This is a genomic window from Streptomyces sp. NPDC007901 (assembly GCF_042959465.1).
Classification (GTDB): domain Bacteria; phylum Actinomycetota; class Actinomycetes; order Streptomycetales; family Streptomycetaceae; genus Streptomyces.
In genome coordinates, this window is sequence record NZ_JBIBKW010000001.1 from 168,332 (window position 1) to 188,718 (window position 20,387).

General features: G+C 69.1%; 20 protein-coding genes. 16 read left to right on the forward strand and 4 right to left on the reverse strand.

The window, feature by feature from the left end; translation table 11 throughout:
- Window positions 1-22: 22 nt before the first annotated feature.
- The 4 genes from ACFZDK_RS00895 to ACFZDK_RS00910 are packed head-to-tail and all read left to right on the forward strand — an operon-like array spanning window position 23 to window position 4,863.
- Complete coding sequence (locus ACFZDK_RS00895; protein WP_390968498.1) at window positions 23-418, forward strand: hypothetical protein; 396 nt, start codon at window positions 23-25, stop codon at window positions 416-418.
- A gap of 22 nt (window positions 419-440) precedes the next feature.
- A complete protein-coding gene (locus ACFZDK_RS00900; RefSeq protein ID WP_390968500.1) occupies window positions 441-2,855 on the forward strand; it encodes a glycosyltransferase in 2,415 nt (804 codons plus the stop codon).
- Window positions 2,855-4,144: an acyltransferase family protein gene (locus ACFZDK_RS00905; protein WP_390968502.1), complete on the forward strand. Its 1,290-nt coding sequence runs from the start codon at window positions 2,855-2,857 to the stop codon at window positions 4,142-4,144. The genes ACFZDK_RS00900 and ACFZDK_RS00905 overlap by 1 nt, the downstream gene beginning before the upstream one ends.
- Window positions 4,145-4,167: 23 nt before the next feature.
- Window positions 4,168-4,863 carry a demethylmenaquinone methyltransferase gene (locus tag ACFZDK_RS00910; protein WP_359210295.1) on the forward strand — a complete coding sequence of 232 codons (696 nt, stop codon included), beginning with the start codon at window positions 4,168-4,170 and terminating at the stop codon, window positions 4,861-4,863.
- A gap of 39 nt (window positions 4,864-4,902) precedes the next feature.
- Here ACFZDK_RS00910 and ACFZDK_RS00915 read toward each other — a convergent pair whose 3' ends face one another.
- Both ACFZDK_RS00915 and ACFZDK_RS00920 read right to left on the reverse strand, forming a co-directional pair.
- Window positions 4,903-5,211: a PASTA domain-containing protein gene (locus tag ACFZDK_RS00915; RefSeq protein WP_355709634.1), complete on the reverse strand. Its 309-nt coding sequence runs from the start codon at window positions 5,209-5,211 to the stop codon at window positions 4,903-4,905.
- A 145-nt stretch (window positions 5,212-5,356) separates the two neighbouring features.
- Window positions 5,357-5,863: a GNAT family N-acetyltransferase gene (locus tag ACFZDK_RS00920; RefSeq protein ID WP_390968504.1), complete on the reverse strand. Its 507-nt coding sequence runs from the start codon at window positions 5,861-5,863 to the stop codon at window positions 5,357-5,359.
- Between the two features lie 48 nt (window positions 5,864-5,911).
- Here ACFZDK_RS00920 and ACFZDK_RS00925 point away from each other — a divergent pair, with 48 nt between their 5' ends.
- Window positions 5,912-7,246: a geranylgeranyl reductase family protein gene (locus tag ACFZDK_RS00925; protein ID WP_390968506.1), complete on the forward strand. Its 1,335-nt coding sequence runs from the start codon at window positions 5,912-5,914 to the stop codon at window positions 7,244-7,246.
- 18 nt (window positions 7,247-7,264) lie between these two features.
- Here ACFZDK_RS00925 and def read toward each other — a convergent pair whose 3' ends face one another.
- Window positions 7,265-7,891, reverse strand: coding sequence for a peptide deformylase (def, locus tag ACFZDK_RS00930; protein ID WP_390968508.1), 627 nt, complete (start codon window positions 7,889-7,891; stop codon window positions 7,265-7,267).
- A gap of 192 nt (window positions 7,892-8,083) precedes the next feature.
- Entirely contained in the window at window positions 8,084-8,890 is an 807-nt protein-coding gene (locus tag ACFZDK_RS00935; RefSeq protein ID WP_390968510.1) for an NlpC/P60 family protein, read from the reverse strand.
- An 802-nt stretch (window positions 8,891-9,692) separates the two neighbouring features.
- On the opposite strand from ACFZDK_RS00935, the gene ACFZDK_RS00940 reads away from it, so the two are divergent.
- The 11 genes from ACFZDK_RS00940 to nuoK are packed head-to-tail and all read left to right on the forward strand — an operon-like array spanning window position 9,693 to window position 20,387.
- Entirely contained in the window at window positions 9,693-10,052 is a 360-nt protein-coding gene (locus tag ACFZDK_RS00940) for an NADH-quinone oxidoreductase subunit A (RefSeq protein ID WP_007383963.1), read from the forward strand.
- Window positions 10,053-10,065: 13 nt separating this feature from the next.
- Entirely contained in the window at window positions 10,066-10,620 is a 555-nt protein-coding gene (locus tag ACFZDK_RS00945) for an NADH-quinone oxidoreductase subunit B family protein (protein ID WP_030174336.1), read from the forward strand.
- On the forward strand, window positions 10,617-11,360 hold the full coding sequence (locus ACFZDK_RS00950) for an NADH-quinone oxidoreductase subunit C (protein ID WP_390968512.1): 744 nt from the start codon (window positions 10,617-10,619) through the stop codon (window positions 11,358-11,360). Before ACFZDK_RS00945 ends, ACFZDK_RS00950 begins: the two co-directional genes overlap by 4 nt.
- Window positions 11,357-12,679, forward strand: coding sequence for an NADH-quinone oxidoreductase subunit D (locus ACFZDK_RS00955; protein WP_359210311.1), 1,323 nt, complete (start codon window positions 11,357-11,359; stop codon window positions 12,677-12,679). Before ACFZDK_RS00950 ends, ACFZDK_RS00955 begins: the two co-directional genes overlap by 4 nt.
- A complete protein-coding gene (gene nuoE, locus ACFZDK_RS00960; RefSeq protein WP_390968515.1) occupies window positions 12,676-13,446 on the forward strand; it encodes an NADH-quinone oxidoreductase subunit NuoE in 771 nt (256 codons plus the stop codon). Before ACFZDK_RS00955 ends, nuoE begins: the two co-directional genes overlap by 4 nt.
- The gene (gene nuoF, locus ACFZDK_RS00965; RefSeq protein ID WP_390968517.1) at window positions 13,446-14,792 is read left to right on the forward strand and encodes an NADH-quinone oxidoreductase subunit NuoF; all 1,347 of its coding nucleotides are present in this window, start codon (window positions 13,446-13,448) and stop codon (window positions 14,790-14,792) included. Before nuoE ends, nuoF begins: the two co-directional genes overlap by 1 nt.
- Window positions 14,789-17,293, forward strand: coding sequence for an NADH-quinone oxidoreductase subunit G (locus tag ACFZDK_RS00970; RefSeq protein WP_390968519.1), 2,505 nt, complete (start codon window positions 14,789-14,791; stop codon window positions 17,291-17,293). The genes nuoF and ACFZDK_RS00970 overlap by 4 nt, the downstream gene beginning before the upstream one ends.
- Window positions 17,290-18,657: an NADH-quinone oxidoreductase subunit NuoH gene (nuoH, locus tag ACFZDK_RS00975; protein WP_390968521.1), complete on the forward strand. Its 1,368-nt coding sequence runs from the start codon at window positions 17,290-17,292 to the stop codon at window positions 18,655-18,657. The genes ACFZDK_RS00970 and nuoH overlap by 4 nt, the downstream gene beginning before the upstream one ends.
- The gene (gene nuoI, locus ACFZDK_RS00980) at window positions 18,650-19,252 is read left to right on the forward strand and encodes an NADH-quinone oxidoreductase subunit NuoI (protein WP_390968523.1); all 603 of its coding nucleotides are present in this window, start codon (window positions 18,650-18,652) and stop codon (window positions 19,250-19,252) included. The genes nuoH and nuoI overlap by 8 nt, the downstream gene beginning before the upstream one ends.
- Window positions 19,249-20,091: an NADH-quinone oxidoreductase subunit J gene (locus ACFZDK_RS00985; RefSeq protein ID WP_390968524.1), complete on the forward strand. Its 843-nt coding sequence runs from the start codon at window positions 19,249-19,251 to the stop codon at window positions 20,089-20,091. The genes nuoI and ACFZDK_RS00985 overlap by 4 nt, the downstream gene beginning before the upstream one ends.
- Window positions 20,088-20,387: an NADH-quinone oxidoreductase subunit NuoK gene (nuoK, locus tag ACFZDK_RS00990; RefSeq protein ID WP_046726439.1), complete on the forward strand. Its 300-nt coding sequence runs from the start codon at window positions 20,088-20,090 to the stop codon at window positions 20,385-20,387. Before ACFZDK_RS00985 ends, nuoK begins: the two co-directional genes overlap by 4 nt.

Consider the following 20,387-nt stretch of genomic DNA (forward strand, 5'->3'; position numbering starts at 1 on the left):
AAGACTCCCTAATATCCGAGGAATGCAATCCGAGCCTGCCATCGAAAGCCGCGCCACCATGCGCGGTCGCCGCCGCAAACAAGGCAACGGGTCTGCCGAGGGGCCCGTCTTCGTCGACTCGTCCGGCCGCCGGTCCAAGGTCCTGCGCCGCGTCGGCCTCCTCCTCGGCGTCGTCTGCCTCGCCTACACGGGAGTGCTCGGCGCCGCCTTCATGGGCTGGGGGACCTCGCTCACCCCGGACTCGCTGATCCCCGACTTCGCACGCGGCGGCAGCGCCCCCGGCGGCGAGCGCCCGCAGGGCGGCATCGGCCGTCAGGCCGGTCTGCCCAGCGGCCTCCCGTCGGCACCGCCCTCGGCCGCCTCCGCCGACTCGGCCACCGCCACCCCGTCCGCCTCCGCATCCGCCTCCGCCGACTGACCGGAAACGCAGGCCTCTCCCCATGACTACACCGACGTCCTCGCGCGGCCGCAGGCGCGCCCCCTCCCGTATCGAACGGGCGGCGGGCCGGGCCGCGGCGCTGCAGAAACCACGTGTCATCCTCGCCCTGCTGCTCCTGCTGGCGCTGACCTGCGTGATGCTGCTCGACGGCTATCTGCGCGCGGAGGTCGGCGGCGACAACCGGGTCCGCAGCGGCGCCAGTTCCAGCAAGGTGCCGGACAAGATCCTCGACGGCGGCCCGATCCTCACCTTCCGGGGCGGCCAGGCGACCACTGTCTCCGTCCCCTCCAAGACCATCGCGCTCACCTTCGACGACGGCCCCAACCCGACCTGGACCCCGCAGGTCCTCAAGATCCTTCAGGAGAACGACATACCGGGCACGTTCTTCCTGGTCGGCTCGATGGTGTCGCGCTACCCGAGCATCGTGAAGTCGATGGTCGAGCAGGGCAACGAGGTGGGCATCCACACCTTCACGCACGTCGACCTGTCGTACCAGAGCGACGCCCGGGTCAACCGCGAGATGCAGCAGACCCAGCTCGCGCTCGCCGGCGCGGCCGGCATCACGACGACCCTCTTCCGCGCGCCGTACTCCTCCGAGACCGACGCCATCGACAACTACAGCTGGCCCGTCTACCAGAAGCTCGGCAAGGAGGGCTACACCAGCGTCTTCGTCGACACCGACAGCGACGACTGGAAGAAGCCGGGCGTCTCGAAGATCATCAAGTGGGCCACGCCGAAGAAGAACAAGGGCGCCGCGGTGCTCTTCCACGACGCCGGTGGCGAGCGCTCGCAGACGATCAAGGCGCTGCCGACGTACATCAAGAAGATGAAGGCGAAGGGCTACACCTTCACCACCGTCAGCGGGGTCATCCAGAAGCGGAACGCCGCGAACCGGGAAGCCGCCGCCGCGGGCAACGGCACGAGCGGCACGAGCGGCACCGGCGGTCAGACCGCCACCGGGGTCACCGAGGCCGGCTCACTCGCCGGAACCGGCACCGCACCGACCGGCGAGGGCGGCACCGCCCCGAACGGCGAGAGCGGGGGCACCGGCACCGCGCCGAACGGCCAGAACGGCCAGAACGGTTCCACCTCCACCACCGCCCGCCTCCAGGCGGCCCACCGCACCGCCACCGGCATGACCCTCTACGAGGGCAAGGCGCTCATCGTGGCGGTCACGATCGCCGAATGGGCCCTGCCGGTCCTCTCCTACCTGCTGCTCGTCGTCGGCATCGCGGTCATGGGCCGCTTCGGGATGATGCTGCTCATCGCCCGCCGCCACTACAGACAGCGCAACAAACGCCGCTTCAGCTGGGGCCCGACGGTGACCGGCCCGGTGAGCGTGATCGTCCCGGCGTACAACGAGAAGGAGTGCATCGCCAACACCCTGGAGTCGCTGGCGCAGAGCACCCACCCGATCGAGATCATCGTCGTCGACGACGGTTCCACGGACGGCACCTCCGAGATCGCCCGCGCCGCCGCCGACAAGCTCGGGATGACCAACGTCCGGGTCGTCCGGCAGAAGAACGCGGGCAAGCCGGCCGCCCTCAACAACGGTGTCCGCAACGCCACGTACGACATCGTCATCATGATGGACGGCGACACCGTCTTCGAGCCGGACGCGGTGCACCAGCTGGTGCAGCCCTTCGCCGACCCCGAGGTCGGGGCGGTCGCCGGCAACGCCAAGGTCGGCAACCGCAACACGATCATCGGCGCCTGGCAGCACATCGAGTACGTGATGGGCTTCAACCTGGACCGCCGGATGTACGACCTGCTGCGCTGCATGCCGACCATCCCCGGCGCGATCGGCGCCTTCCGCCGCGACGCGGTCCTCCAGGTCGGCGGGATGAGCGAGGACACCCTCGCCGAGGACACCGACATCACCATCGCCATGCACCGCGCAGGCTGGCGGGTCGTCTACCAGGAGCACGCCAAGGCCTGGACGGAGGCGCCCGGTTCGCTCAAGCAGCTGTGGTCCCAGCGCTACCGCTGGTCCTACGGCACCATGCAGGCGCTGTGGAAGCACCGCAAGTCCCTGACGGACAAGGGCCCTTCGGGCCGCTTCGGCCGGGTCGGCATGCCCCTGGTGGTCCTCTTCCAGATCGTCACGCCGGTCTTCGCCCCGCTCATCGACGTCTTCACGGTCTACTCCATGATCTTCGTCGACTTCGAGGCGGCGCTGCTGGCCTGGTTCGCGGTCCTCGGCATCCAACTGGCGTGCGCCGCCTACGCGTTCCGCCTCGACAAGGAGCAGTACCGCTACCTGCTGATGATGCCGCTCCAGCAGCTGGCCTACCGCCAGATGATGTACCTGGTCCTCATCCACTCCTGCATCACCGCCCTCACCGGCGGCCGCCTGCGCTGGCAGAAGCTCAAGCGCACCGGCGAGGTCGGCACCCCGGCGGGGGTGAGCGGCTGATGAGCTGGGACCAGCAGCAGAACCCGTACCAGCAGGGCTACGGCTACGACTACCACCCGTACGGCGGCCAGCAGCAGTACGCGCAGCAGCCGTACCCGCAGCAACAGCAGTACGTCGACTACGGCTACACCCCGGCGCCGGACCAGACGGCTCCGCTCCCGCCGGTGGTGGAGCCGGAGCCTGTGCCCGAGCAGGAACCGGCGCCCGTCGTCGAGGAGCCGCAGCCCGAGTCCGCCCCCGACCCGAAGCCCAAGCCCGCCGGGCGCGACCGCTACTTCGACACACTCCGCGCGGTCGCCCTGATCCGGGTCGTCACCTATCACACCTTCGGGTGGGCCTGGTGCGGGATGATCTTCCCCTCCATGGGCATCATGTTCGGCCTGGCCGGCACGCTGATGGCGAAGTCCCTGGAGCGCCCCGCGCTCAAGGTCGTGAAGAGCCGTCTTCGCCGTCTCCTGCCCCCCTTCTGGTTCTGGGGCTTCTTCGTCGTCCTGGCGATGCTGATCCACGACTGGATGCCCGGCTGGCAGATCGTCTACTGGGTCGTGCCGCTCGGCGACCCGCCGGGCAACGCGTGGGGCGAGCAGGCCTGGGAGATCCTCTGGTACCTGCGGACGTACCTGTGGTTCGTCCTGCTCTCCCCGGCCCTGCTGTGGCTCTTCCGCAAGGCCCCGATCCCGGTGCTGCTGGGATCGCTGGCCCCGATCCTCGTCCTGAACTTCGTCTGGTCGGGTCCGGACAACCGCTTCGGCAGCGCCCTGTGGGACCTGTCGACGTACCTCTTCTGCTGGATCCTCGGCTTCGCGCACCGCGACGGCGTGCTCCGGCGGATGAAACCCGCCCTCGTGGCCGTCGCCTCGCTCGGCGCGGTGGCGTACGGCGGCTGGTACGCCTTCGCGCACCAGGCCGACTTCGGGACGTACGACCTGGACGAGAACCCCCTCGCCCAGGCCTTCTGGTCGGCCGGGTTCGTGACGCTGCTGATGTGGGCCAAGGCCTACTTCACGATCGACTTCGCCTGGCTGGCCCGCTTCCGGCGGCTCGACCGGACGGTCACGGTCTTCAACGCCCGCGCGGTGACGATCTACCTCTGGCACGAGATCGCGCTGATCCTGGCGGTCCCGCTGATCGACCAGATGTGGAACGTGCCCGCGTTCGAGAAATGGCTCCCGCTGGACAGCCAGTGGTTCATGTTCGGTGTCGGCTGGATCCTGATCGCGGTGTTCATCGTGCTGTGCGGCTGGGTGGAGGACGTGGCCGCGAAGAAGAAGCCCCGGCTTCTTCCGTGACGGCGTGCTGCAAGAATGGCGAGGTGACCCGCGCCTCCCTGAACAAGCAGCCGCACGAAGTCGCCTCGATGTTCGACGACGTGGCGGAACGGTACGACCTGACCAACGACGTGCTGTCGCTCGGCCAGGACCGGCAGTGGCGCAAGGAGGTCGCCAAGGCCGTCGACGCGCGCCCCGCGCAGAAGATCCTGGACCTGGCGGCCGGCACGGGCACCTCCTCCCAGCCGTTCGCCCGGGCCGGCGCCTATGTCGTGCCCTGCGACTTCTCCCAGGGGATGCTCCAGGTCGGCAAGCGGCGCAATCCCTGGATGCCCTTCACCGCCGGGGACGCCACGAAGCTGCCGTTCAAGGACGACACCTTCGACGCCGTGACGATCTCCTTCGGGTTGCGCAACGTCCAGGACACCGACGCGGCCCTGCGCGAGATGTACCGGGTGACCCGGCCGGGCGGACGGGTGGTGATCTGCGAGTTCTCGCACCCCACCTGGGCGCCCTTCCGGACCGTCTACACCGAGTACCTGATGCGCGCGCTGCCGCCGGTCGCCCGCGCGGTCTCCTCCAACCCGGAGGCCTACGTCTACCTCGCCGAGTCCATCCGTGCCTGGCCCGACCAGCCCGCGCTGGCCGGACGGCTGCGCGAGGCGGGCTGGTCGAAGACGGCCTGGCGCAACCTCAGCGGCGGGATCGTCGCCCTGCACCGGGGCTTCAAGGCGGCCTGAGACCCGACCTGGGACCCGGCCGGGGACTCGACCACCGACTCACAGGCTGCTCACCTCGAAGGCGTCCCCGGGCCGGTCCAGCTCGCGTTGCAGCCCGCCCGACGGGGGCCGTGGGACGCGTGGCTCGCGCACGCCCCCGCCGCCCTCGCCCTCACCGAAGTCGAACCACACGTACACCATCGAGTCCCGCGGCACCTCGGCACCGGGCTGCGGGAACTGGCGCACGACATAGTCGACGACCGTGAGATGGAAGTCCGGCCGGTCCGGCGCGTTGAGGAACAGACCCCGCGCCTGGGCGGTCTCGCGCGCGTCCACGGCCATCAGACCGACCAGCCGTGGCACACGCACTTCGGGTGTTTTGGGTGTTATGTGCACAGATGTCACCCCCAGCGGTACTGGAAGGGTAACCCCCGGCATATGGCGGCCGGAAGCACTAAGTGTCTTTCTGTAGCAGATCGTTACTCTGAGTAATCGGCCAATCGGTCAATTCGGTCTACAGGTCGAGCCGGAAACAGAGCGCCTCCTCCGCGAACCGCGGGTGCGGGAAGGTCTCCGCCAGCTCCATCCCGAGGCGCCGGGCGACCGCGACCGACCGCTCGTTCCCGGGCCGGACCATCGCCACCACCTTCGGCACGCCCGCCGCCCGCAGCCGCTCCAGCGTCATCAGCGCCGCCGCCGTCGCGTACCCCTTGCCCCAGTACTCCCGCGCGAGCCGCCAGCCGATCTCGATCTCGCCCCTGGGTCCCCACTCCCGCGGCCACGGCTGGCCGCCGGTGAAGCCGATGACCCGCCCGGCCTCGTCGGTCATCGTCCACAGGCAGAAGCCGAGCTCCGCGTCGTGCCGGCGCTGGCGGGCGGTGAGCTCCTCGTAGACGGACAGCTCCGCGGACCGGCCGCCGTGGAACTCCATCACATCCGGGTCGTCGAAGACCCGGTGCCAGGCGAACGCGTCCTCGTGCGTGGGCACACGCAGCCGTACCGCGGGGAGAGCTCGGTTCACAGGGGCAGCCCTTCAGCCGGGTGATCAGTACCGCTGAATAGACTGCCCATGTCCAGTGCCGGTCGGCACGCAGATTTCGAGCCTTGGGGAGCCCCCGCCGTGACCGAGCCCCTCTCCGAAAACACCGCCGATGTCATCGTCGTCGGCGCGGGGCCAGCCGGCTCCACGACGGCGTACCACCTCGCCAAGTCCGGCCTCGACGTCCTCCTGCTGGAGAAGACCGAGTTCCCGCGCGAGAAGGTGTGCGGCGACGGACTCACCCCGCGCGCGGTGAAACAGCTGGTCGCCATGGGCATCGACATCTCCGAGGAGGCCGGCTGGCTGCGCAACAAGGGCCTGCGCATCATCGGCGGCGGCACCCGCCTCCAGCTGGACTGGCCGGATCTCGCCTCCTTCCCCGACTACGGCCTCGTCCGCAAGCGCGACGACTTCGACGAACAGCTCGCCCGCCAGGCCCAGAAGGCGGGTGCGCGGTTGTACGAGCGGTGCAACGTCGGCGCCCCGATCATCGACGACCGCACCGGCCGGATCACCGGTGTGCACGCCAAGCTCGGCGAGGAGAAGCGCGAAGTCACCTTCCACGCGCCCCTCGTCGTGGCCGCCGACGGCAACTCCACCCGCCTCTCCCTCGCGATGGGCCTGCACCGCCGCGAGGACCGCCCGATGGGCGTGGCCGTCCGGACCTACTTCACCTCCCCCCGGCACGAGGACGACTACCTGGAGTCCTGGCTGGAACTCTGGGACCGCCGCGGCCCCCAGGACCGCCTCCTTCCCGGCTACGGCTGGATCTTCGGCATGGGCGACGGCACCTCCAACGTGGGCCTCGGCGTCCTGAACACCTCCGACTCCTTCAAGGAACTGGACTGGCGCGAGGTCCTCAAGGCCTGGTGTGCCTCCATGCCCGAGGACTGGGGCTACACCCCCGAGAACATGACCGGCCCGATCCGCGGCGCCGCCCTCCCCATGGCCTTCAACCGCCAGCCCCACTACACGCGCGGCCTGCTCCTCGTCGGCGACGCCGGCGGCCTGGTGAACCCCTTCAACGGCGAGGGCATCGCCTACGCCATGGAGTCCGGCCAGATCGCCGCCGACGTCATCGTCCAGGCCCACGCGCGGGCCACGCCCAGCGGCCGCGAACTGGCCCTGCAGCGCTACCCGCGCGTCCTCAAGGACACCTACGGCGGCTACTACACGCTGGGCCGCGCCTTCGTGAAGCTCATCGGCAACCCGAAGGTCATGCAGATCGCCGCCCAGCGCGGCCTGACCCACCCGCTGCTGATGAAGTTCACCCTCAAGCTCCTGGCGAACCTCACCGACCCGACCGGAGGCGACGCGATGGACCGCATCATCAACGGCCTGAGCAAGGTGGCCCCGAAGGCCTGAGCGCCGTCATGGGCGCCGTCACGAGGTGAGCGCCTCGATGTTGGCGGCCCGGCGGGCGTAGACGTCCTCCCGCCGGTCCGCCACCTGCCGCAGTGCTTCCTTCCGCTCCCGCTTGGAGAGCCGGTCGAGATACACGCGCCCGTTCACATGGTCCGTCTCGTGCGCGAGGCAGCGGGCGAAATACCCCGTTCCCTCAAGGGTGAGCGGATTGCCTTCCTTGTCCTGTCCGTGGACGACCGCCCGGTCCGGTCGCGGTACGTCCATCGTGGCACCCGGCACCGACAGGCACCCCTCGCTGTCGTCCAGCAGCCGTCGCGCGGCCGGGTCCAGTGCCTCCAGTACGGGGTTGACGATGTGTCCGACATGTCGGATACCGTCATCGTCGGGGCAGTCGTACACGAACAGGCGCAGATCGACCCCCACTTGGTTGGCGGCGAGGCCGGCTCCGTCGGCGATGTACATCGTGAGGAACATGTCGTCGATCAGCGCGGCGAGGTCGGGTCCGAACTCGGTGACGTCCCGGCACGGCTTGTGCAGGACCTCCTCGCCGGTCTCGGTGATCCGGCGCACCGAACCGTGCCGGGCCTCGGGGGCGTGCCGGGGGTAGTGGTCCATGGGGTTCCCCTGGACGAAGACGCGTGGCATCGCGGTGTCTCCTTCTCGGTTCTCGGGCCGCCGCTCCGTGCGAGCGGCCTGCGTCGAGGATCCCAGGAGACACCGGGTTCGCGGGGGGCCTGTGGAAAACGTCCGCGGGCAGCCGGAAGGGCCGCTGCCCCCGAGCGGCTGCGGCCCTTCCGTGCTGGTGTGTTGCCCTGGTTGTCGCTGTTGCCCTGATTCTCAGAGCACGCGGACCGCGCCGGTCGGCGGGTCGTACGACAGGGGGTGCTCTCCGACGCCGCTGGACGGGTTCTGCGCGCCGACGAACATGCCGTCGCCCACGTACACCGCCACGTGGTACGCGCTGCCCGCGCTGCCCCAGTAGAGGATGTCGCCGGGCTGGAGGTTGCTCAGCGAGACCTGGGTGCCCTGCGTGGACTGGTCCTGCGAGACGCGCGGCAGGCTGACGCCGACCGACTTGAAGGCGGCCTGCACGAGACCCGAGCAGTCCCACGAGTTGGGGCCCGTGCCACCGGAGACGTAGGCGTCGCCGATCTGCGCCTTCACGAAGGCCACCACCGCGGCCGCCGAACCGGTCGCCGTGGACGTGCTCGTGGAGGTGCTGGAGCTGGACGCGGTGGCGCTGAGGGTGGTGCGCTCGGCGCTGCGCGAGGCGGCCTGCTCCGCGGCGGCCTTGCGGGCCGCCTCGGCCTTCTTCTTGGCCTCGGCCTTCTTCTTCGCCTCAGCGAGGTCCGACTTGGCCTGCTTCGCGGCCTTTGTGGCGGCAGCGTCACGCTCGGCCTGCAGCGAGTAGTTCGCCGCGGCCTGCTGCGTGGCGTCGGCGGACTGGGCCACCTGGGTGGCCACATCGGCCGTCAGGATGGGCAGTTCGAGCGTCTGCGTCACGGGTTCGGCGGCACTCGCCGAGGCCGCGCCCGCCGCTGCCATGCCGAGGACGCCACTGGCAACTCCGGCGCGCACGGCGATGTTTGTCGTCGCGCTGCGGCGGGGCTTCCGGTGGCTGCGTATGTGAGCGGTGTGGGACATGGGAACAACCGGTATCAGGGGCTCCTTCATATCTTCAAGAAACGTGTGCTGCGCCACAGTTGCTCAATGGATCCCGTAAATCCCGTGCGTGTCGTTCTTTATTGACGCCGTAACGGACATTGTGGACGCCCGTGATCACGCCCGTGATCACGCCCTTTCACCATTACGCCCGGATTGCCCCCCGCCTACCATCGGTTGAGATGATTGGCCAAGCCCGGTTCTCAGACGTCTCTCATCGATGTGGCGGAGGTCACGGAACGGTTACCGGGAGGGGCGCGTCTCGCGTGGGACCTCCGTGTGATCCGTGCGTGATCCGAGCGAGATCCACTCGGTGATCGAGTCCGCCCGAGTTCGTGAACGCGTGCACGCGTCCACATCGCGCCCCGCGCCTCCCTCTGATGTGTGAATGCGGCCCACTATCAGCGCGCCCTGTCCATCGCCAATTTGCATGCAGGGGAACTCTCTTGATATAGAGACGCCCGCTCAGGATCCCCTCCCGCCTGCGGCGACGATCGAAAATGTCACTTCTGGTGATCAGCTGGACGCTTCGCGTGCGAAGATCACCACTCATCCGACTTCATGATCGATCGTCAGGTGGTGGAGATCACAAAGCTTGTGTAATACCCCGTGTCGCAGATCACAGAGCGGCGGGCATAAGATGCGAGGCAGTTGGGCTTGTGACCTGCTTCACATGTTCGCGATCTTCGCCCGGGACGCGCGAGGTTCGCGTGGCGGATGAGGCAGGTGGGGAGCCCGATCCGAACCGCCACCAGTCAGTGCCGACTGAGAGGAGCGAGGAGCGGTGAACGCCTATGCGCCCATCCTCGTACTGGGAGCCCTCGGGGCAGGCTTTGCGATCTTCTCCGTGGTCATGGCCACGCTGATCGGTCCGAAGCGGTACAACCGCGCCAAGCTCGAAGCCTACGAGTGCGGTATCGAGCCGACCCCCACGCCGGCCGGCGGCGGGCGTTTCCCGATCAAGTACTACCTGACGGCGATGCTCTTCATCGTCTTCGACATCGAGATCGTCTTCCTCTACCCCTGGGCCGTCACCTTCGACGCCCTGGGTGTTTTCGGGCTCGTGGAGATGCTGCTCTTCGTGCTCACCGTCTTCGTCGCCTACGCGTACGTCTGGCGGCGCGGCGGCCTGGAATGGGACTGAGGGGCCTTTAGACATGGGACTCGAAGAAAAGCTGCCGAGCGGATTCCTGCTGACCACCGTCGAGCAGGCCGCGGGCTGGGTGCGCAAGGCGTCCGTCTTCCCCGCCACCTTCGGCCTCGCCTGCTGTGCCATCGAGATGATGACCACCGGCGCCGGCCGCTACGACCTGGCCCGCTTCGGCATGGAGGTCTTCCGCGGCTCACCCCGCCAGGCCGACCTCATGATCGTCGCCGGCCGGGTCAGCCAGAAGATGGCGCCGGTGCTGAGGCAGGTCTACGACCAGATGCCCAACCCCAAGTGGGTGATCTCCATGGGCGTCTGCGCCTCCTCGGGCGGCATGTTCAACAACTACGCGATCGTCCAGGGCGTCGACCACGTCGTCCCCGTCGACATCTATCTGCCCGGCTGCCCGCCGCGCCCCGAGATGCTGATGGACGCGATCCTCAAGCTCCACCAGAAGATCCAGTCCTCCAAGCTCGGCGTCAACGCCGAGGAGGCCGCCCGTGAGGCGGAGGAGGCGGCGCTCAAGGCCCTGCCCACGATCGAGATGAAGGGGCTGCTGCGGTGAGCGACGCGAACGGCCACAACGGGGTCAACCCCGAGAAGGACCTGGCCGCCGACAACCTCCCGGGCCAGCGCGGCGAGGGCGGTGAGGAGATCCGCGTCCAGCGCGGCATGTTCGGCGCCAACAACGGCGGCGACACCTCCGGCTACGGCGGTCTGGTCCGCTCGGTCCGGCTCCCGGGACCGACCGCCCGCCCCTACGGCGGCTGGTTCGACGAGGTCGCCGACGAGCTGGAGGGCGCCCTGGAGGAACAGGGACTCCTGCCCGCCAACGCGATCGAGAAGACGGTCGTCGACCGCGGCGAGGTCACCTTCCACATCGAACGCGAGCACCTGCCGCGCGTCGCCCGCACCCTGCGCGACGACCCGGCGCTCCGCTTCGAACTGTGCACCGGGGTCAGCGGCGTCCACTACCTCCACGACAAGGGTCGCGAGCTGCACGCCGTCTACCACCTGCGCTCGATCACCCACAACCGGCTGATCCGCTTGGAGGTCAGTGCCCCGGACGCCGACCCGCACATCCCGTCCCTGGTCTCGGTCTATCCGACCAACGACTGGCACGAGCGCGAGACCTACGACTTCTTCGGGATCGTCTTCGACGGTCACCCGGCCCTCACGCGGATCATGATGCCGGACGACTGGCAGGGCCATCCGCAGCGCAAGGACTACCCCCTCGGCGGCATCCCCGTCGAGTACAAGGGCGCCCAGATCCCGGCTCCGGACCAGCGGAGGTCGTACTCATGAGCACGCAGCACGCAACTCCGCGGGAGACCACCGAGGGCACCGTGTACACGGTCACCGGCGGCGACTGGGACGAGATCGTCCAGTCCGCGGCCCGCGCCGACGACGAACGCATCGTCGTCAACATGGGTCCCCAGCATCCGTCCACCCACGGAGTGCTCCGCCTCATCCTGGAGATCGACGGCGAGACCGTCACCGAGGCCCGCTGCGGCATCGGCTACCTCCACACCGGGATCGAGAAGAACCTCGAGTTCCGCACCTGGACGCAGGGCACCACGTTCGTGACGCGCATGGACTACCTGACGTCCTTCTTCAACGAGACCGCCTACTGTCTCGCCGTCGAGAAGCTCCTCGGCATCGAGGACGAGATCACCGAGCGCGCCAAGATCATCCGGGTGCTCCTGATGGAGCTGAACCGACTCTCCTCCCACCTGGTGTGCATCGCCACCGGCGGCATGGAACTCGGCGCCACCACGATCATGATCTACGGCTTCCGTGATCGTGAAATGATTCTCGATCTCTACGAGCTCATCACCGGCCTGCGCATGAACCACGCGTACATCCGCCCCGGCGGACTCGCGCAGGACCTGCCGCCCGGCGCCGTGGACCAGATCCGCGAGTTCGTGAAGAAGATGCGGAAGAACCTCCCGGAGTACGACAAGCTCGCCACCGGGAACCCCATCTTCAAGGCCCGCATGCAGGACGTCGGCTACCTGGACCTGGCCGGCTGCATGGCCCTCGGCGCGACGGGTCCGATCCTGCGCTCCACCGGCCTCCCGCACGACCTGCGCAAGGCCCAGCCGTACTGCGGCTACGAGACCTACGACTTCGAGGTCCCGACCGCCGACACCTGCGACTCCTACGGCCGCTTCCTGATCCGTCTGGAGGAGATGCGCCAGTCGCTCGGGATCGTCGAGCAGTGCCTGGACCGGCTCCAGCCCGGACCGGTCATGGTCGCCGACAAGAAGATCGCCTGGCCCGCCCAGCTCGCCCTCGGGCCGGACGGACTCGGCAACTCCCTCGACCACATCAAGAAGATCATGGGCACCTCCATGGAGGCCCTGATCCACCACTTCAAGCTGGTCACCGAGGGCTTCCGGGTCCCGCCCGGCCAGGCCTACGCGGCCGTCGAGTCACCCAAGGGCGAACTCGGCGTGCACGCCGTGTCCGACGGCGGCACCCGCCCCTTCCGGGTCCACTTCCGCGACCCGTCCTTCACCAACCTGCAGGCCATGGCGGCGATGTGCGAGGGCGGCCAGGTCGCCGACGTCATCGTCGCCGTCGCGTCCATCGACCCCGTGATGGGAGGCGTCGACCGGTGACCACCTCTTCCTCGGAGCGCGGTATCAGCCTGGGCATGCCCGAGCTGCCCGCGCCCGCGTACCCCGACGACGTCCGGGCCCGGCTGGAGGCGGACGCGCGCGAGATCATCGCCCGCTACCCCGACTCCCGGTCCGCCCTGCTGCCGCTGCTGCACCTCGTGCAGTCGGAGGAGGGACACGTCACCCGCACCGGGATGCGGTTCTGCGCGGACGTGCTGGAACTGACCACGGCCGAGGTCACCGCCGTCGCCACCTTCTACACCATGTACCGGCGCCGGCCCTCCGGCGACTACCAGGTGGGCGTCTGCACCAACACGCTGTGCGCGGTGATGGGCGGCGACGCGATCTTCGAGACCCTCCAGGAGCACCTGGGCGTCGGCAACGGCGAGACCACCGCCGACGGCAAGGTCACCCTGGAGCACATCGAGTGCAACGCGGCCTGCGACTACGCCCCGGTCGTGATGGTCAACTGGGAGTTCTTCGACAACCAGACCCCCGCCAGCGCCAAACGCCTGGTCGACGACCTGCGCATGGGCCGGGACGTCGAGCCCACGCGCGGCGCCCGCGTCTGCACCTTCAAGGAGACCGCCCGCATCCTGGCCGGCTTCCCCGACGAACGCCCCGGCGCCGTCGAGGAGAGCGGCAGCGCCGGACCCGCCTCGCTGGTGGGCCTGCGCCTGGCCAAGGGCGTGACCGCACCCGCGCGCGTGGTCCACCCGCGCGCCCAGGAATCCCACGAAGCACCGTCCGCAGAGGAGGGGGAGTGATGACGGTGGCACCCGACCTGAAGGACACCAGCCCCGAGAAGCTGCTCGCACCCGTGCTGTCGGCCTTCTGGGACGAGGACCGGTCCTGGACGCTCGACGTCTACCGCAGGCACGAAGGATACGAGGGGCTCCGCAAGGCGCTCGCGATGTCCCCGGACGACCTGATCGCCTATGTGAAGGAGTCCGGACTGCGCGGCCGCGGCGGCGCGGGATTCCCCACCGGGATGAAGTGGCAGTTCATCCCTCAGGGAGACGGCAAACCCCACTATCTGGTTGTCAACGCCGACGAATCGGAGCCCGGGACCTGCAAGGACATCCCGCTCCTCTTCGCGAACCCGCACAGCCTCATCGAGGGCATCGTGATCGCGTGCTACGCCATCCGGTCGTCGCATGCCTTCATCTATCTGCGGGGTGAAGTCGTCCCCGTCCTGCGGCGGTTGCACGAGGCCGTACGCGAGGCCTACGAGGCCGGCTTCCTCGGCGAGAACATCCTCGGCAGCGGACTCGATCTCCAGCTCACCGTGCACGCCGGCGCCGGCGCGTACATCTGCGGTGAGGAGACCGCCCTGCTCGACTCGCTCGAAGGCCGCCGCGGCCAACCGCGACTGCGTCCTCCCTTCCCGGCTGTCGAAGGGCTCTATGCCTGCCCGACTGTTGTGAACAACGTCGAGTCCATCGCCTCGGTTCCCGCCATCCTGCACAAGGGCAAGGACTGGTTCAGGTCGATGGGGAGCGAGAAGTCCCCGGGCTTCACGCTCTACTCCCTCAGCGGCCATGTCGCCAGCCCCGGCCAGTACGAGGCCCCGCTCGGCATCACCCTGCGCCAGCTCCTCGACATGAGCGGCGGGATGCGCGCCGGCCACCGCCTGAAGTTCTGGACACCGGGCGGCTCCTCGACGCCCATGTTCACCGACGAGCACCTCGACGTCCCCCTGGACTACGAGGGAGTGGGCGCCGCCGGTTCCATGCTCGGCACCAAAGCACTCCAGTGCTTCGACGAGACCACCTGCGTGGTGCGCGCCGTCACCCGCTGGACCGAGTTCTACGCCCACGAGTCCTGCGGCAAGTGCACTCCCTGCCGCGAAGGCACCTACTGGCTCGTGCAGTTGCTGCGCGACATCGAGGCCGGCAAGGGCGTCATGTCCGACCTCGACAAGCTGGGCGACATCGCCGACAACATCAACGGCAAGTCCTTCTGCGCCCTCGGCGACGGCGCAGCGTCCCCGATCTTCTCCTCGCTGAAGTACTTCCGCGAGGAGTACGAGCAGCACATCACGGGCCGGGGCTGCCCCTTCGACCCGGCCAAGTCGACGGCCTGGGCGGACCGCCCGGAGGTGAACGCATGACCGTGACCACGAGTTCCCCCTCCTCGGGGGGAACGGCGGCGGTCCCGCCGGAGGACCTCGTCACGCTGACGATCGACGGCGTCGAGATCAGCGTGCCCAAGGGCACCCTGGTCATCCGCGCCGCCGAACAGCTCGGCATCGAGATCCCGCGCTTCTGCGACCACCCCCTGCTGGACCCGGCCGGCGCCTGCCGCCAGTGCATCGTCGAGGTCGAGGGCCAGCGCAAGCCCATGGCCTCCTGCACGATCACCTGTACGGACGGCATGGTGGTGAAGACTCACCTCACCTCCCCGGTCGCCGAAAAGGCCCAGCACGGCGTGATGGAGCTGCTGCTCATCAACCACCCGCTGGACTGCCCGGTCTGCGACAAGGGCGGCGAGTGCCCGCTGCAGAACCAGGCGATGTCGCACGGCAACGCCGAGTCCCGGTTCGACGGCAAGAAGCGCACCTTCGAGAAGCCCGTCCCGATCTCCACCCAGGTGCTCCTGGACCGCGAACGGTGCGTGCTCTGCGCCCGCTGCACCCGGTTCTCCAACCAGGTCGCCGGCGACCCGATGATCGAACTCCTGGAACGCGGCGCGCTCCAGCAGGTCGGCACCGGCGAGGGCGACCCGTTCGAGTCGTACTTCTCCGGGAACACCATCCAGATCTGCCCGGTGGGCGCGCTGACCTCGGCGGCGTATCGCTTCCGCTCCCGCCCCTTCGACCTGATCTCCTCGCCCTCGGTGTGCGAGCACTGCTCGGGCGGCTGCGCCACCCGCACCGACCACCGGCGCGGCAAGGTCATGAGGCGGCTCGCCGCCAACGACCCCGAGGTCAACGAGGAGTGGATCTGCGACAAGGGACGCTTCGGGTTCCGGTACGCGCAGCAGAAGGACCGCCTGGAGACCCCGCTCGTACGCGGCGCCAACGGCCGGCTGGAGCCCGCCTCCTGGCCCGAGGCCCTGGACGCGGCCGCCCAGGGACTGGCCGCCGCCCGCTCCCGGGCCGGCGTCCTGACCGGCGGCCGGCTCACCGTCGAGGACGCCTACGCGTACAGCAAGTTCGCGCGCGTGGCGCTCGACACCAACGACATCGACTTCCGCGCGCGCGTGCACAGCGGCGAGGAGGCCGACTTCCTGGCCGCCCGGGTCGCCGGCCGAGGCCGTGACCTCGACGGCACGGGCGTCACCTACACCTCCCTGGAGCAGGCGCCCGCCGTCCTGCTGGTCGGGTTCGAGTCGGAGGAGGAGGCCCCCGGCGTCTTCCTGCGGCTGCGCAAGGCCTGGCGCAAGCACAAGCAGCAGGTGTTCTCCGTCGCCACGTACGCCACGCGCGGGCTGGAGAAGGCGGGCGGCACCCTGCTGCCGGCCGCGCCCGGCACCGAGACCGAGTGGCTGGACGCGCTCGCGAGCGGCGTCGGCCTCGAGGAGTCCGGCACCCGGGCCGCCGAGGCGCTGCGCACCGAGGGCGCGGTGATCGTCGTAGGAGAGCGGCTGGCGTCGGTCGCCGGCGGCCTCACCGCCGCCGTACGGGCCGCCACCGCCACCGGCGCCCAGCTGGTGTGGATCCCGCGCCGGGCCGGGGAGCGCGGCGCGATCGAGGCGGGCGCGCTGCCGTCGCTGCTGCCGGGCGGCCGCCCGGCCACCGACCCGCGCGCGCGTGAGGAGGTTGCCGCCGTCTGGGGCCTGTCCGAACTCCCGCTCCGCTACGGCCGTGACACCGGCCAGATCGTCGAGGCCGCCGCCCGCGGCGAACTGTCCGCCCTGGTGGTCGCCGGCGTCGAGGTCGCCGACCTGCCCGACCCGGCACGCGCGCGTGCGGCTCTGGAGGCCGTCGGCTTCCTGGTCTCCCTGGAGCTGCGGCCCAGCGAGGTCACCGAGCACGCCGACGTCGTCCTGCCGGTCGCCGCGGTCGCCGAGAAGGCCGGCACGTTCCTCGACTGGGAAGGCCGGGCCCGCTTCTTCGAGGCCGCCCTCAAGCCCGACCAGTTGACCCGCAGGCTCCCGCCGACCGACGCGCGCGTGCTGCAGATGCTCGCCGACGCCATGGACGTCCATCTCGGCCTGCCCGATCTGCGCACCGCGCGGGCGGAACTGGACCGGCTCGGCGCCTGGGACGGACCGCGAGCCTCCGAACCGATGGAGACCGGGGCCTCGCTGCCCAGGCCCGCGGCCGGGGAGGCCGTGCTCGCCGGACACCGGCTCCTCCTCGACCACGGCGTCCTCCAGGAGGGCGACGAGGCGCTCGCCGGCACCCGGCACGCCGCCCACGCGCGCGTGTCCGCCGCGACCGCCGCCGAGGCCGGCGTCGGCAACGGCGGCCTCATCGCCGTCACCGGAACCTCCGGCACCGTCGAACTCCCGCTCCACATCACCGAGATGCCCGACCGCGTGGTCTGGCTCCCGCTGAACTCGATCGCCGGCGGCGTCGCCTCCGGCACCGGAGCACGGCCCGGCTCCCTCGTCCGCATCGGCCCGGCGGCCACCGCCGGTGAGGCCCCCAAGGAGGTGGAGGCATGAGCCCGTACCTCGCCGCTGAAGACCTCTCCATGTTCGGCCGCGACCCCTGGTGGCTGGTCGTCATCAAGGCGGTGTTCTGCTTCGCCTTCCTGATGGTGACCGTGCTGTTCTCCATCGTCTGGGAACGCAAGGTCGTCGCCTGGATGCAGCTGCGCATCGGCCCCAACCGGCACGGCCCCTGGGGCATGCTCCAGTCGCTCGCCGACGGCATCAAGCTGATGCTCAAGGAAGACGTCATCGTCAAACGCGCGGACAAGGCCGTCTACGTCCTCGCACCGATCGTCGCGGCCATCCCGGCCTTCATGGCGATCGCGGTGATCCCCTTCGGCCCCGCCGACAACGAGATCTCCATCTTCGGCACCCGCACGGCGATGCAGCTCACCGACCTGCCGATCGCGATGCTCTACATCCTCGCGGTCGCCTCCGTCGGCATCTACGGCATCGTGCTCGCCGGCTGGAGCTCCGGGTCGACGTACCCGCTCCTGGGCGGCCTGCGCTCCTGCGCACAGATGATCTCCTACGAGATCGCCATGGGCGCCGCGTTCGCCTCCGTGTTCCTCTACTCGGGCTCCATGTCGACGTCGACGATCGTCGAACAGCAGCAGGGCCGCTGGTACATCCTGCTGCTGCCGGTCTCGTTCATCATCTACGTCGTCACCATGGTCGGCGAGACCAACCGCGCCCCCTTCGACATGCCCGAGTCCGAGGGCGACCTCGTCGGCGGTTTCAACACCGAGTACTCCTCGATCAAGTTCGCGATGTTCATGCTCGCCGAGTACGTCAACATGGTCACCGTCTCCGCCGTGTCGACCACCCTCTTCCTCGGCGGCTGGCGCGCCCCCTGGCCGATCAGCGCCTTCTGGGAGGGCGCAAACCACGGCTGGTGGCCGCTGCTCTGGTTCGTCATCAAGGTCCAGCTGCTGCTGTTCTTCTTCATCTGGCTGCGCGGCACGCTCCCGCGCGTGCGCTACGACCAGCTGATGAAGCTCGGCTGGAAGGTCCTCATCCCGGTCTCGGTCGTCTGGCTGATGCTCGTCGCGACCGTACGGACCCTGCGCAACCAGAACTACGACTTCGCCGACATCGCCCTGTACGTCGGCGGCGGAGTCCTCGCCCTGCTGCTCCTGTCCTTCGTCGCCGACATCTTCCGCGACAAGGGCAAGGAGGCGACCGCGCAGCCCGCCGCCGAGCCGGCCGCGTTCGACCCGATGGCGGGCGGATTCCCCGTACCGCCGCTTCCCGGACAGGAGCTGCCCCCGGTGCCCCGGCGCAGCCCGCGCCGGGAGCGGGAGCTGATTGTCAGTGGCGGGTCGGACACTGTGAGTGACGGATCTACGGATGGAAAGGAGGCGTCCGATGACTGAGGAACCCAAGGAGACCAAACCCGGTTTCCAGAACCCGGTGGCCGGCTTCGGCGTGACTTTCAAGGCCATGTTCAAGAAGCGGCTGACCGAGCAGTACCCGGAGCAGAAGAAGACCACGGCTCCGCGGTTCCACGGACGGCACCAGCTCAACCGCCATCCGGACGGCCTGGAGAAGTGCGTCGGCTGCGAGCTGTGCGCCTGGGCCTGCCCCGCCGACGCCATCTATGTGGAAGGCGCCGACAACACCGACGAGGAGCGCTACTCGCCGGGCGAGCGTTACGGCCGCGTCTACCAGATCAACTACGCCCGCTGCATCCTGTGCGGGCTGTGCATCGAGGCGTGCCCCACGCGCGCGCTCACGATGACCAACGAGTTCGAACTGGCCGACAGCAGCCGCGCCAACCTCATCTACACCAAGGAACAGCTGCTCGCCGGCCTCGACGAGGGCATGGTCGACACCCCGCACGCGATCTTCCCGGGGACCGACGAACAGGACTACTACCGGGGTCTGGTGACCGAGGCCGCGCCGGGGACCGTGCAGCAGGTGGCCGTCTCCAAGGGCGAGAAGCCGCAAGAAGAGGAGGTGGAGGCATGAGCCCGCAGCTCGCCGCCTACGCCACCTCCACCGGCGAGGCCTTCCAGTTCTGGGTCCTCGGCAGCGTCGCCGTGATCGGCGCCCTGTCCACCGTCTTCATGAAGAAGGCCGTGCACAGCGCGCTCTCGCTCGCCGGGACCATGATCATCCTGGCGGTGTTCTACCTCGCCAACGGCGCCTACTTCCTGGGCATCGTGCAGATCGTCGTCTACACCGGCGCGATCATGATGCTGTTCCTCTTCGTGGTGATGCTGGTCGGCGTGACCGCCGCCGACTCCCTGAAGGAGACCATCAAGGGCCAGCGCTGGCTGGCCCTTCTCTGCGGTGTCGGCTTCGGCGTCCTGCTCTTCGCGGGCATCGCCCACGCCTCCCTGAAGCAGTTCAACGGCACCGGTCAGGCCAACGCCAACGGCAACATCGAGGGCCTCGCCGCCCTCATCTTCACCAAGTACGTGTTCGCCTTCGAAATCACCGGCGCCCTGCTCATCACGGCCGCCGTGGGCGCCATGGTGCTCACCCACCGGGAGCGCACCGAGCGCCCCAAGACCCAGCGCGAGCTGTCCGAGCAGCGCGTGCGCGACGGCAAGCACGTACCGCCGCTGCCCGCCCCCGGCGTCTACGCCCGGCACAACGCCGTGGACATCGCCGGTCTGCTGCCCGACGGCACCTCCTCCGAGCTCACGGTCAGCAAGACGCTGCGCGACCGCGGCCAGATCCGTGACGTGTCGGCGGAGGCCCTCAACGACCTGCGAGCGCTGGAACAGCGCGCCGAGGAACGGCTGGAGCGCACCCCGATCGAGCCGACGAACCTCAAGCGGAGCGAGGAGGCGTCGAAGTGAACCCGGTCTACTACCTCTATCTCGCCGCCCTGCTGTTCACGATCGGCGCCACCGGGGTGCTGATCAGACGAAACGCGATCGTCGTCTTCATGTGCATCGAACTGATGCTGAACGCCTGCAACCTCGCGTTCGTCGTCTTCTCCCGGATGCACGGCAATCTCGACGGCCAGATCATCGCCTTCTTCACGATGGTCGTCGCCGCCGCGGAGGTCGTGGTCGGGCTCGCGATCATCGTGTCGCTGTTCCGTACCCGCCACTCGGCCTCGGTCGACGACGCCAGCCTGATGAAGCTGTAA

Coding starts and splice junctions, on each gene's coding strand:
- nuoF (WP_390968517.1), top strand. CDS start 13,446: ATGACGGTGGCACCCGACCTGAAGGACACCAGCCCCGAGAAGCTGCTC.
- ACFZDK_RS00935 (WP_390968510.1), bottom strand. CDS start 8,890: ATGTCCCACACCGCTCACATACGCAGCCACCGGAAGCCCCGCCGCAGC.
- ACFZDK_RS00945 (WP_030174336.1), top strand. CDS start 10,066: ATGGGACTCGAAGAAAAGCTGCCGAGCGGATTCCTGCTGACCACCGTC.
- ACFZDK_RS00900 (WP_390968500.1), top strand. CDS start 441: ATGACTACACCGACGTCCTCGCGCGGCCGCAGGCGCGCCCCCTCCCGT.
- ACFZDK_RS00955 (WP_359210311.1), top strand. CDS start 11,357: ATGAGCACGCAGCACGCAACTCCGCGGGAGACCACCGAGGGCACCGTG.
- ACFZDK_RS00925 (WP_390968506.1), top strand. CDS start 5,912: ATGTCCAGTGCCGGTCGGCACGCAGATTTCGAGCCTTGGGGAGCCCCC.
- nuoH (WP_390968521.1), top strand. CDS start 17,290: ATGAGCCCGTACCTCGCCGCTGAAGACCTCTCCATGTTCGGCCGCGAC.
- ACFZDK_RS00970 (WP_390968519.1), top strand. CDS start 14,789: ATGACCGTGACCACGAGTTCCCCCTCCTCGGGGGGAACGGCGGCGGTC.
- ACFZDK_RS00985 (WP_390968524.1), top strand. CDS start 19,249: ATGAGCCCGCAGCTCGCCGCCTACGCCACCTCCACCGGCGAGGCCTTC.
- ACFZDK_RS00905 (WP_390968502.1), top strand. CDS start 2,855: ATGAGCTGGGACCAGCAGCAGAACCCGTACCAGCAGGGCTACGGCTAC.
- def (WP_390968508.1), bottom strand. CDS start 7,891: ATGCCACGCGTCTTCGTCCAGGGGAACCCCATGGACCACTACCCCCGG.
- nuoI (WP_390968523.1), top strand. CDS start 18,650: ATGACTGAGGAACCCAAGGAGACCAAACCCGGTTTCCAGAACCCGGTG.
- ACFZDK_RS00895 (WP_390968498.1), top strand. CDS start 23: ATGCAATCCGAGCCTGCCATCGAAAGCCGCGCCACCATGCGCGGTCGC.